Consider the following 12,339-nt stretch of genomic DNA (forward strand, 5'->3'; position numbering starts at 1 on the left):
TTATAATTAATCTAAATAAGAATAGCAAGATGCGAATACAATTACTAATCACAGCCCTACTGATAAGTTTCTCTTCATTGGCACAACAACCAAGTTCGATAAAAGGTAAAATCACCACTTCTGATGGACAGCCAGCCATCTATGTTAGCGTTGGTTTAAAGGATAAAAATCAGAGCACTACAACTGATGATAATGGAAACTATATAATTAATAGAGTTAAAGCCGGAATTTATACCTTGAGAGTGAGTGCAGTAGGCATTATCTCGCAAGAAAAAGAAATCAATATCAAAAACGGAGAGAATATAACCGTAAACTTTACCTTAAAAGAAGATAATCAAGCATTAAAAGAAGTAACTATTGCAGGTAAAAAAAACAAGTATAAAGTAAGTCTACCATCAGCTTCGCTAAGACTAAATGAACCACTTTTAGAAGCGCCTCAAAATATACAGATTGTGAGTGATCAGGTAATTAAAGATCAACAAATTATAAGTATGAGTGACGGTTTGATTAGAAATGTGAGTGGAGCTGCCCGATCTGAACATTGGGGAGATTTATACACCAACATTAAAATGCGTGGCTCTCAAATTCAAGCAATGCGCAATGGTTTCAACTTTGTTTCTTCTTATTGGGGTCCATTAACAGAAGACATGAGTATTGTAGACCATGTAGAGTTTGTAAAAGGGCCGGCTGGTTTTATGTTAGGCAATGGCGATCCGAGTGGTTTGTACAACGTAGTAACAAAAAAACCTACCGGGATAAACAGAGGAGAAGTATCTGTTACGGTTGGCAGTTACGACTTATATAGAACGGCGGTAGATTTTGATCACAAAATAACTAGCGACGGTAAATTGCTTTTCAGATTAAATGCTGCTGCACAAACAAAAGGCTCATTTAGACCATATGAAAATAATGATCGATATACTTTTGCGCCATCTTTAAGTTATCAGCTTACCAATAAAACAAAAATTACAGCAGAGTATGCTTTGCAAAATGCAAAAATGACTGAAGTTGGTTCATTTTATATCTTTAGTCCGAATGGTTACGCAACCCTGCCAAGAGATTTTACATTTACCCAACCAGGCGTAGAACCTACAAGGATTAACGACCACAGTGCTTTTATCAATATACAACACAATTTTAATGAAAGATGGAAAGCTACTGCTCAAGTTGCTTATTCAAAATACCTACAAACCGGTACAAGTTCATGGCCATCGGCAGTTTTTACCAATAATACCATCATTAGAAATGTAGGGATTTGGGATGCAGAAAGTACTATGAAATTAGCTCAGTTTTTTATCAACGGGCAAGCAAATACAGGAGGTATAGTACACAGAATTTTAGCAGGTTTTGATGGAGGTAAGAAAAACTATATGGCAGATTGGGGTCAGTCTCATAATTTAGATTTACAATCGTCACCCTTTAATGTAAATAATCCAAATTATGGTTTTCCATCAAATGGAAACCCGAATTTTAACAGAGAAACAAGTTTAAATGATAGAGCAATTGCTGCTGGCGGATTAATTGATCAAAAATATTTAAGCGCTTACTTACAAGACGAGCTTGGATTTTTTAATAACAAGTTTAGATTAACCTTAGCAGGAAGATATACCTATGTTAACCAATCTGCATATGGTGGTAATGCAGATGTGGCAAAAAGACTTACTCCTCGTGTTGGTTTAAGTTATTCTGTTGATAAGAATACATCTATTTATGCGGTTTACGACGAAGCATTTACCCCTCAAACTGGTTTTTTACGCAATGGAAACAAAGTTGATCCGATTACGGGTACAAACTATGAAGTAGGGATTAAAAAAGATTGGTTTGGCGGCAAATGGAATACAACATTGGCTGCGTATAGAATTGTAAAACAAAATGAGTTAGCTGCCGATCCATTTAATCAAGCTGGCGAAAGCTTTAGCATTGTTGTAGGAGAAAAAAGAGCACAAGGTATTGAGTTTGATTTAAGAGGAGAAATTACAGCGGGTTTAAAATTAATTGCCAACTATGCTTATACGGATGGTAAAGTTACCGAAGTTGCAGATGGTGTTACCAGCACATTTGTTGGTCAGGTTGTGCCTGGTTTTGCTAAGCATGTTTCTAATGCTTGGTTAAGTTATACTTTACAAGAGGGATTTTTAAAAGGAACAGGTATTTCCGCAGGTTTTACACATTTGGCTGGAAGAGCTATGGGCACTTTTAGTGGTACAAACGAAGAGCGAAACCTTCCTAATTATTTTAAATTAGATGGAGGCTTATTTTGGGAGAACAAAAACCTAAGAATTACAGCCAACGCATTTAACTTGCTAGACAAATATCTTTATACAGGAGCATATTACACGGGTTACTGGAACGCACCAGATTACAATTTAGGTGTTTACTCATGGCAAGCAGAAGCACCAAGAAATTACAGATTAAGCGTAGCATATAAGTTTTAATTAGTCAAGTTTTTTTAACCAAGCAATGCAAGGTTGCTTGGTTTTTGATTTTTAAATAACGTCAAATGGGTTTAACAAAACCAATAAAAAAGAAAAACAAGTTTAAATATTGGATCGGCAGATTACATCTTTGGCTGGGTTTAATTTCGGGTATTTTTGTATGCTTCTTAGGTATTACCGGATGTATTTTAGCATTTGAAAGAGAAATTGAAGATGCTGTACAAACCTATCGTTTTACAGAGGTACAGCAAAAACCATTATTGGCGCCGACCCAATTAAAAGCCATTGCCGATAAAGCATTGCCCAACAAACACGCTCACAGTGTAACCTATCAACCGGGAAGAAGCACACAAGTAGTTTATTATGATCTGCTGGCAGATTACTATTACATTGTATTTGTAAATCAATACACAGGTGAGGTTTTAAAGGTTAAAAATATGGATGATGATTTCTTCAGGATCATCATCATGGGCCATTATTATTTATGGCTACCTCCAGAAATTGGGCAACCTATTTTAACTACCGCAACCATGATGTTTGTAGTTCTCCTCATCTCTGGTTTAGTACTTTGGTGGCCAAAAAGCAAGGCAGCCCGTAAGCAAAGGTTTAGCGTAAAAATAAAATCTAAATGGCGCAGGTTAAATTACGATTTACATAATGTATTGGGGTTTTACATGATGTTTATCGGGGTTTTTGTTGGCTTAACTGGTATGATTATGGGCTTTCAATGGTTTGCGAAATCTGTTTATTGGGTAAGTTCTGCGGGTAAAAGTATGAACGTTTTTGAAGAAACTTATTCAGATACTACATCGGTAACTAAACTTTACCCAAACGCTAAAGCAGCAGATGTTTTATGGGCAAAATTTTTAAAACAAGATCCAACTTTTAAAGGTAGTATTGATGTGCATGTACCCGAAGATGAAAAGGGTGCAGTAGAGGTTGCCAAAAATCCAGATCCAAAAACCTATTGGAAAGCTGATTACCGCTATTTTGATCAGCATACGCTGAAGGAAATTGAAGTTAAACATATGTTTGGCAAATTTGCTAACGCCACAGTTGCAGATAAAATTATAAGAATGAATTATGATATACATATTGGTGCAATTGCGGGTTTGCCTGGAAAAATCATTGCATTTGTTGCCAGCTTAATCGCCGCAAGCATGCCCGTAACTGGTGTAATTATTTGGTTGGGCAGAAAAAAGAAGAAAAACTTGTTACATCCAAAAAGTTAAGTGTAAAATTAGAAATTTACAAGGTTAGCTATTATTTGGCCTAACGATTGTCCTATCGGTCGGTGTCTCACCGACCGAAAAATAAGTAGCTTTCAGTGGGTGATTTTACCAATCAAAAGCTGAAGAGTTTCTTCCAATAAATACTTAAATCTTTGGCTTTCTTTTTGGAGCATTTACTAACTTGCTTACCAAAATTATCTACTATGAGAAAGCTTTTAATCATTTGTTTGTTTTTTATAACTGCAAACTGTTTTGCTCAAGATTTAAAATATGCTCGTAAAACTTTAAACACCTTAACATCAAAAGATTTTTGGGGCAGAGGTTATACCAAAAATGGCATGGCTAAAACAGCAGATTTCATTCAATCGGAGTTGAAATCTTTTGGCTTACAGCCGATGAATGGGCAAAGCTTTAAACAAGATTTTATGTTTGCCGTGAATACCTTTCCGGGTAAAATGGAGGTTGTAATTGATGGCAGAAAGTTAATTCCTGGGAAAGATTTTATTGTACAGCAAGCAAGTATTGGCGTAAAAGCTAAGGCAGATTTACAGCAAAAAGATAGCGTTAATTTTTTAGCTGCATCAAGCAGGATATTAGTTACGCTTGAAGATAAATTAACATGGTCTGTATCACAAAAAGTAGAAGATTACACGCAAATTTTGGTAAAAAAATCTGCATTAAACTCCGTTCCAAAAGATATAGAGGTTGATATTGAAAATCAATTTATCCCAGATTTTAGAGCGGCTAATGTTGCCGGATTTGTTAAAGGAACTACAAAACCAGATTCAGTTATCGCAATTACAGCTCATTATGATCATTTAGGTGGAATGGGAAATGAAACGTTTTTTCCGGGAGCAAATGACAATGGGAGTGGAGTTTCATTTTTATTGAGTTTAGCCAAGTATTACACAAAAAATCCACCAAAATATACCATTGCATTTATCTGCTTTGCAGGAGAAGAGGCAGGTATTTTAGGTTCTAAATATTTTACCGAGAACCCGCTCATTCCATTAGAAAAAATTAGGTTTTTGATTAATGTAGATATGGTTGGAACTGGAGAAATAGGGGCAACAGTTGTAAATGCAACGCAATACCCTAAAGAATTTAAATTGTTAACCGAGCTTAATGAAACAGGAAAATTTTTAGTCAAAATTAATCCTCGAGGTAAAGCTGCAAATAGCGACCATTATTTTTTTACAGAGAAAGGAGTGCCTGCTTTTTTTATGTATACCCAAGGTGGAGTTTCGGCATATCATGATGTTTTTGACAAGCCAGAAACCTTGCCGTTTACAGTTTACGAGAATTTGTTCAAACTATTTGTGGGTTTTAATAACGCTTTGATGAATTAGTAAATGAATTTATATTCCAGCTAATTATTTTAGAAGCAATTACTTGATTTGTCCAGAAAATAGTATTTTGAGTGAATAATTACAAAACTTGAAACTATAGAAGCAATAAATTTTAGATAAAGTTTTGATATGATAAAAATAAGTCTACTGAATCTTCACCTAGTAGTCCGCAAATATTTAATTTAGCACCTATGCATTCATGTATTATCATTGATGATGAAATAAGTTCTATTAGCTCTCTAAAAGAATACATAAAAAATATGCATGAGCTAACACTGATAGAAAGTTATACAAATCCTCTTGTAGCACTCGAAGAGGTTCGAAAGGGCACAAAACCAGATATAGTTTTCTTAGATGTCGATATGCCTGAACTTTCAGGAATTGAGGTCGCTGAACTTCTTCCAAAAGGCATCGCCATTATCTTCACTACGGCACATTCCAAATTTGCGTTACAGGCTTTTCAACTCGACGCACTTGACTTCCTTTTAAAACCTTACAGCTATTCGATGTTTTTCAAGTCTGTTATGAAAGTATTTGAAAAAATTGAAAAACCGACTAAGAAAGATGAAATACAAAGCATATTTATTAATCCCGGAACTAAGGGTGAAATGGTGCAACTTTCGCTAGCCAAGATCTTGTACATTGAAGCTCTTGACCATTCTGTATGCATAAATTTGATGGCAGAAAGGTTTGTAACTAAGGTCAAACTCACAGAAATACTGTCCAAGCTACCCAAATCAAAATTCGCAAGAGTTCATAGATCGTTCATCATCAACCTTGATATGATACAATCAATACATGCAAATCAGATCATCCTTAAAAATAATTCAAAAGTACCTATTGGCGAGGTTTACAAAAAACCAATGCTAGAAAGAATTCAGCACAAAACTATTAGTTCGAATTAATTTAACGTTCTTAAAATAGACATTCACGTATCTTTTTAAGCTCTTCACGATTTTATTTTAGATGTTCATATTCATCATATATCTTAGTTTAAAGCCTAAGAAATATGATAAAAAAATTAACGAACCCTGATATAAATAACAGTTTATACCTCTCTCTCCAATATATAGAAAATGAACCTGATTGAATCAGGAGTATTCGCTTAGCTTTCCTACAAATCCTACAATCAAGCCTTTTAAGGGCATTATCATCTACTAAATCCACAATCTAAGGATTATGTACAGAAAAGCATATTCTCTTCAAAAAATTAAAAAATTTTCAAAAACTTTAATAAGTTATCTATTGGCACTCTCGGTTATTGGTAGTATTTATGCAAACCTTTCTGGAGAAAAGAGTGAACTGTTGATTCCTGTAGTGGGTGCAAGCCAAAACCACTGGGACAGCAAGAGTTATTGGCATTCTCCTTGGGGTAAATCTAAAGTTCACAAAGGTATCGATATATTCGCCCCTCATAAAACTCCAATAATAAGCCCTGTTAGTGGTATTATACTTTCCGCAGGTTACAGCGAAAATGGTGGGAATTATTTATATATTCTTGGACCAAAATTACGAACATATTATTTTGCACATTTAAATAGACAAGAGAAAGCGTCCCTCTCTTTTATTAAAAAAGGTCAGCGATTAGGTTCAGTTGGCAATTCTGGTAACGCTATTGGAAAGCCTTACCATCTCCATTTCTCCATTTTTTCACTTTTCCCTATCATAAAAAATTATAGTAGCATACAATTACTTGGGTGGATGAAAATGTTCTATCTCGATCCTGTAAAATCTCTCAAAACAAAATAGATGGTACTGCCGCTTCAAAAACCTTCAGCATTTACTATTAATATTGGCATAGCCTGTATCATTCTTTTTGTTGCCACTATGTTATTAAATAGAGCTTTGATGATAGGCTCATTGGTGGGGATTTTATACCTTTTATTCTCTTATAGCAAAATTAAGCTGAGGAATAATGTATTAATTTTTTGTGGATTATCTCTGCTTTTAGTGATTATTTTCCTCACGCTATTTGTTAAAAGTGACTCCAGTTTGGGAAGGTTGCTTATCTATAAAATTTCTTGGAATATGTTTATTGAGCATCCTTTAATTGGCATTGGTTGGGGCAATTTTCAAAGGGATTATGGGCTACAACAGGCACTCTTTTTTGAGACTGGTAATTACACTGATAAAGAATTTCTACTTGCGGGCAATACTTTTTATGCTTTTAATGATTACTGGCAGTTCATGGTTGAAACAGGAATTATTGGAGCGAGCTGTTTATTGTTATTCATATTTTTTATTGTCAGAATTACTCTAAAGGCAATAAGCAATAATCCAGAAGACCATTTTTTAAAATTGCTCACTACTCTAATAATTGTTATTGGTACAACTGCCTTATTCACTCATGTAATGGAGCATAAGGCAATAAGGATAATAATTGTTTTTGCTATTTCCTACATTTTCCTGCAACAGATTCCGATAGTTACCTCCAGTTATTTTAGAGCTATATCATTAACTATAATTACCATTGCAGCAATTTTGTATCATTATTATTTTGACATAAAGAACTACAGTAATTATAGAAACTTAGAACTAGCAAATAACCATTCTGCAACAGGTTACGTTATTCAAAGCCAAAAGATTTTTGCAGAACTCTACCCAAAACTCAAAAATGATATTGGTTTTCTTAAAAATTACAATGATGCGCTTGCAGGCCATAACAACAATAGAAAAAAGATCTTTCTATTAAAACAGATTATGAGCAGATATACTGATAACATTTCATATCTGAAAATCGCTTATATCTACGAAGAAATCGGGATGTATAATGAGGCAGAATTTAACTATTTAAAATCCGTTCACATTGTGCCAAACAGGTTTATTCCTAAAGAAGCCTTGTTTAATTTTTATTTAAGGAATAAACAGTACAAAAAAGCAGCTCACTATCGTAAAATCATCCTTTCAATGCCCATTAAAGTAAATTCTAAAAGAGTAGAAAATATTAAACAAATCGTAAAAAACAATAATCAATATTAACCTTTTAAAAAAAAAATCTATGAAAATTAAAAACCCCTATATTGCAACTGTTGCAATCTTTATGCTCTCATTGTTCATATATTCCTGCCGAAAGGAATTTATGCCTGCAGAAGAATTTAACCCTAAAGTTTCATGGGCAAAAGACTATTTTACCCAAACACTACTGCCAGATGAAGGTAATATTATTGACCCGCGGGCGTATATACAAGATCTCGTTCAGGCCAATCGTATGTCCAACAGGAAGGATAATCTAAAAATTCCAATATGGCAAAGAGCTATAGAGGCAAAAACACCTCTTTTTGATATTGTTGAAGTTCCTTTAAAGTATACAACAAAGGTAACACCGATGATATCTGTAAATAAAGAAGACAATTTTTCTTCACAGCCCGACAATGCTATTTTAAAAGCAAGCTTTGACCGATTGGTTATATATAAAAACAAAAAAGGAAAAGTAGATCAAAGAATTGTTAGTTTTGTTCCATCCCGAACATATCTCGACAGACATAAGGGAGACATTAGCCACAATAGTACAACCAAACTTGACAAAGATTTTGAGGGACTTCTAGTATATAGAAAATGGGATGGCAATTTTCTTTTTGCTCTATATTTAAAGGATGGCAAAACGTTAAAAAAAGTAGCTTTGCAAAAGCCTAAAATGCAAGTGAAAAAAACATCATATTTACAACAAGAATGTGAAACCGTTATTTTATGGGAGTGGTTTCAAGTTTGTTATTATGAAGGAGACAATGAAGTTCCCTACTTTTGTGATCCACCATATAAAGAACAGGTTGGTGAATATGAAATGTGTTGGGAAACGGACCCTTGTAATGACCCTCAAAATGCTTATCTAGTTGAATGTGGGGGTGATGGCGGAAATGGAGAAGAGCCAGGAGGTGGTGGTAATGGCAATCCTCCTAATAATGAACAAATGGATTGGGGTAATCCAACTGACGAAGATATCTCTATAGAAAGTGAAACTGAATATCTAAACAGTGGTACTTTTCCAGGAGAAGACGCTAGTGAATATAGGTACGAAAAACGAAAATATTCATGGACTTTTCATAGAGCAATAAATGAAGGTTTTTGGCTTAAGAGCTACGAAAAAGGAAGAGTAAAAAAACAAGGTACTGCAGGCTCTTGGCAATTTTGGTCGTTTCAGCACTTAACCCAAGCTCCCGTAGGCATGGTAGCAGGTAGAGAAATAGAGATAGTTATGATAGATTCAGATGTTTACTTTAGCCCAGGTAGTGGTACAGTAAACTTATGGTACAAAATCCACAGAATTGGCACTGGCTTCGGAACAACAATACCATATTACTCTAGTGACTTTCAAAAAGAAAGATCTTTTAGCCCAAATCAAAGTGAAAATTAAACAACTCTTAATTTTATCTTTAATATTAGTTGGCTGTATAAAAATACACCCAACTAATATTGATGACGTTTCCAAGATAATTTTTACCTCGCAAAGCTTTTCTTTTGAAATGGGGAAATTATTTGAGGTAAAAAATACAATTGGAATTGCTTATTATAAAGACTATGTTTTATATAGAACAATTACTCTAATGAGCAAGGCAGAAGGTATCTCTGAAAATACAAATATTTATCTTAATGATACAACTGGAACTAAATTATATAGCTACTATTTTATAAAAAAAGGAGAGAAGAAAGGTTTAATGCTCACCCCATCAAATAAATGGAAGGATTTTAATTATTTAAATTTTTTGAAGATGCAAGGTTTAGATTTTGGCAATTATGATTTCTTCGATTTAAAGTTAGGAAAACCAGACCGATTGGAAATAAATATGCAAAAAAAAGGAGTTAAAATTGAGAAGTTTAAAAATAAATTAATAGGAAAAGGCGAACCAGATTCTTTATACCGATATTATGATAAAAACCTTTTTGATGTTGATTTTTCTTTCAATCGCAAACTAGATTCAGTAGCTAATAGTAAGTTATACAAAATTGGTATAATCCAGTATTCAACGCCAAAAAGTAAAATACAAGCTCCTGATAAAAAAAGACGCGAATCTTTTTGGATGTTTGAAAAGTCAAATTTTGAAGATACAGATGTGCTGAAAAAGTTATTTGAGAATTTTATTGAGCAACATAGAAGGCTAATTAAACCCACTAAATAGTTAAAGGTCCCGGTAAAGAATAATAAAAATTAGAAAAAATCAACTAATTAAGAGGCTGTGTCAAAATGATACAGCCTTTTTCTTTTACTTAGATTAATTAGATTTTTTCTCCATAATAACATTTTATTGGAAAGAGTTCTTGATCAATACTAAATGTTTTATTACCACATGAGATAAAAGTTTTGGTGTTAATATTAAAATAGCGACCTTTCTCCTTTATTAAAAATTCAAGTCACGAAATTTAATTCAAGTTTAAAATACAAATATGCAATAAGAATTTCCAATTACAAGCTAAAGTTAGCATACTATAACCCATTATTATGTACACATTGTAATTAAAATCATGACAAAAATTATTATTATTGCTATACTTAGCATCTACATCAGCTTAGGCCTAAACGGTTCATCCAACCTCGAAAGTAACTACCAAACTACTCAAGATACAACAAAATACTTAAAAGATAATTTTGTTAACAATAAAGCAAAATTTCAGCACAAACAACTAAAACACCTACTAGCAAAGCTAAAATTAAGCGTAAAGTCCTACACTCCTATTAGAGGGAAAAAATTAGGTGAAATTAAGGGCATATCAATTTATTTTGAAAATAAAGCATCCATTAATTCTAAATGGGAAAAACAGATTAGGGTCAAAACAATGTATATTGCATTTGAAACACCAGTATCCATATATACAGATGTAACTGATTTATATAATGAAAGTAATGGGCAATGGCTCCCAGCAGAAGCAGCCTTTTATGGCAAGCAGATTGTAAAAGATATTGTTTCGGCAAAGTAACATGTTGCTAAAACTATCTTTTGTGTGATACTTAGCGTCATTATCATAATTTAAACAATCCTTTAAACTAGCAACAATTAGAAAAATCTCCGTCTGATGACGGAGATTTTTACAGTTTACGAGAATTTGTTTTAGTTATTTGTAGGTTTTGACAAAAGTTTGATGAATTAAGAATGGGAAGCCAATCTGAGTTCGGCTAAGACTTTTTGCATACCCTTCGACTTTGCTCAGGATGACGATTGAGCTTACTTGTCATGCTATTGTAGCGTTATTTACCACGCACAAACATTTCAATTTCATTGATGTTACTTTGAGAAAAAATTCAAAATCATGTCATTACTTTTTTCTCCACTCAAAATAAAAAACATAGAACTAAAAAATAGAATTGCGGTTTCGCCAATGTGCCAATATTCTGCTATAGATGGTTTCCCTAACAATTGGCATTTGGTACATTTAGGCAGCAGAGCAATTGGTGGTGCTGGTTTAATTATCATGGAGGCAACTGGCGTTTCGCCCGAAGCTCGAATTTCTGTAGGCGATTTAGGCTTATGGAAAGATGAACAAATAGAAAAATTTAAAGAAATTGTAGATTTTATTCATGCAAATGGCTCAATTGCAGGTATCCAATTGGCGCATGCAGGTAGAAAAGCTAGTTTTGATATCCCATGGGAAAACCCTTTACAGCTAGATGCAGCAAACGGTGGTTGGGATACGGTTTCTGCGAGTAATGAAATTTTTAATCCGACAGATAAAACACCAATTGCATTAGATACAGCAGGGATAGAGAAAGTGAAAGCTGATTTTAAAGCAGCCACAGTTAGAGCAATCAAAGCCGGTTTTAAAGTGGTTGAAATTCATGCGGCTCACGGTTATTTGCAACATCAATTTTTATCGCCAATTAGTAATAAAAGAACCGACGAATATGGTGGAAGCTTTGAAAATAGAATTCGTTTACTGATGGAAACTGTGGCTGCTGTGCAAGATGTTTGGCCAGCAGAAAATCCATTGTTTGTTAGAATATCTGCTACCGATTGGGCAGAAGGTGGTTGGAATTTAGAAGAATCTATTCGTTTATCAGCTTTGCTAAAAGAAAAAGGTGTTGATTTAATTGACGCTTCTAGTGGAGGTTTAACTTTAGCACAACAAATTCTTTTAAAACCAGGTTATCAGGTTGAGTTTGCTGCGGCAATTAAAAAAGAAGCAGAAATAAAAACAGGTGCAGTTGGCCTTATAACTGATGAAAACCAAGCTGAAGAAATTTTGCAAAGGGGCGAGGCAGATTTAATCTTTATGGCAAGAGAATTATTAAGAAATCCTTACTTCCCGATTGATGCGGCACTTAATTTAGGTGATGAGGTAAAATGGCCTTCACAATATGAGAGAGCCAAACCCAGAAAGCATTCATAAAATTTT

Annotated in this window: 10 protein-coding genes; all 10 read left to right on the forward strand. The window is 34.0% G+C overall.

Annotated elements, in window-relative coordinates:
- Positions 1-29 precede the first annotated feature (29 nt).
- Positions 30-2,435 carry a TonB-dependent siderophore receptor gene (locus AC07XU_RS05560; RefSeq protein WP_494942626.1) on the forward strand — a complete coding sequence of 802 codons (2,406 nt, stop codon included), beginning with the start codon at positions 30-32 and terminating at the stop codon, positions 2,433-2,435.
- A gap of 65 nt (positions 2,436-2,500) precedes the next feature.
- Positions 2,501-3,667 carry a PepSY-associated TM helix domain-containing protein gene (locus tag AC07XU_RS05565; protein WP_494942627.1) on the forward strand — a complete coding sequence of 389 codons (1,167 nt, stop codon included), beginning with the start codon at positions 2,501-2,503 and terminating at the stop codon, positions 3,665-3,667.
- Between the two features lie 203 nt (positions 3,668-3,870).
- Positions 3,871-5,016: a M28 family metallopeptidase gene (locus AC07XU_RS05570; protein WP_494942628.1), complete on the forward strand. Its 1,146-nt coding sequence runs from the start codon at positions 3,871-3,873 to the stop codon at positions 5,014-5,016.
- A 191-nt stretch (positions 5,017-5,207) separates the two neighbouring features.
- Positions 5,208-5,921, forward strand: coding sequence for a LytR/AlgR family response regulator transcription factor (locus AC07XU_RS05575; RefSeq protein WP_494942629.1), 714 nt, complete (start codon positions 5,208-5,210; stop codon positions 5,919-5,921).
- 274 nt (positions 5,922-6,195) lie between these two features.
- Positions 6,196-6,765, forward strand: a complete 570-nt coding sequence (locus AC07XU_RS05580; RefSeq protein WP_494942630.1) for a M23 family metallopeptidase — start codon at positions 6,196-6,198, stop codon at positions 6,763-6,765.
- Positions 6,766-7,995: an O-antigen ligase family protein gene (locus AC07XU_RS05585; protein ID WP_494942631.1), complete on the forward strand. Its 1,230-nt coding sequence runs from the start codon at positions 6,766-6,768 to the stop codon at positions 7,993-7,995.
- 19 nt (positions 7,996-8,014) lie between these two features.
- Positions 8,015-9,367 carry a hypothetical protein gene (locus AC07XU_RS05590; protein WP_494942632.1) on the forward strand — a complete coding sequence of 451 codons (1,353 nt, stop codon included), beginning with the start codon at positions 8,015-8,017 and terminating at the stop codon, positions 9,365-9,367.
- Positions 9,357-10,130 carry a hypothetical protein gene (locus tag AC07XU_RS05595; RefSeq protein WP_494942633.1) on the forward strand — a complete coding sequence of 258 codons (774 nt, stop codon included), beginning with the start codon at positions 9,357-9,359 and terminating at the stop codon, positions 10,128-10,130. Before AC07XU_RS05590 ends, AC07XU_RS05595 begins: the two co-directional genes overlap by 11 nt.
- A 343-nt stretch (positions 10,131-10,473) precedes the next feature.
- Complete coding sequence (locus AC07XU_RS05600; RefSeq protein ID WP_494942634.1) at positions 10,474-10,926, forward strand: hypothetical protein; 453 nt, start codon at positions 10,474-10,476, stop codon at positions 10,924-10,926.
- 330 nt (positions 10,927-11,256) lie between these two features.
- Positions 11,257-12,333 carry an NADH:flavin oxidoreductase/NADH oxidase gene (locus AC07XU_RS05605; RefSeq protein ID WP_494942635.1) on the forward strand — a complete coding sequence of 359 codons (1,077 nt, stop codon included), beginning with the start codon at positions 11,257-11,259 and terminating at the stop codon, positions 12,331-12,333.
- The last annotated feature ends 6 nt before the right edge of the window (positions 12,334-12,339 follow it).

The organism is Pedobacter sp. GW456-11-11-14-TSB4 (assembly GCF_059424425.1).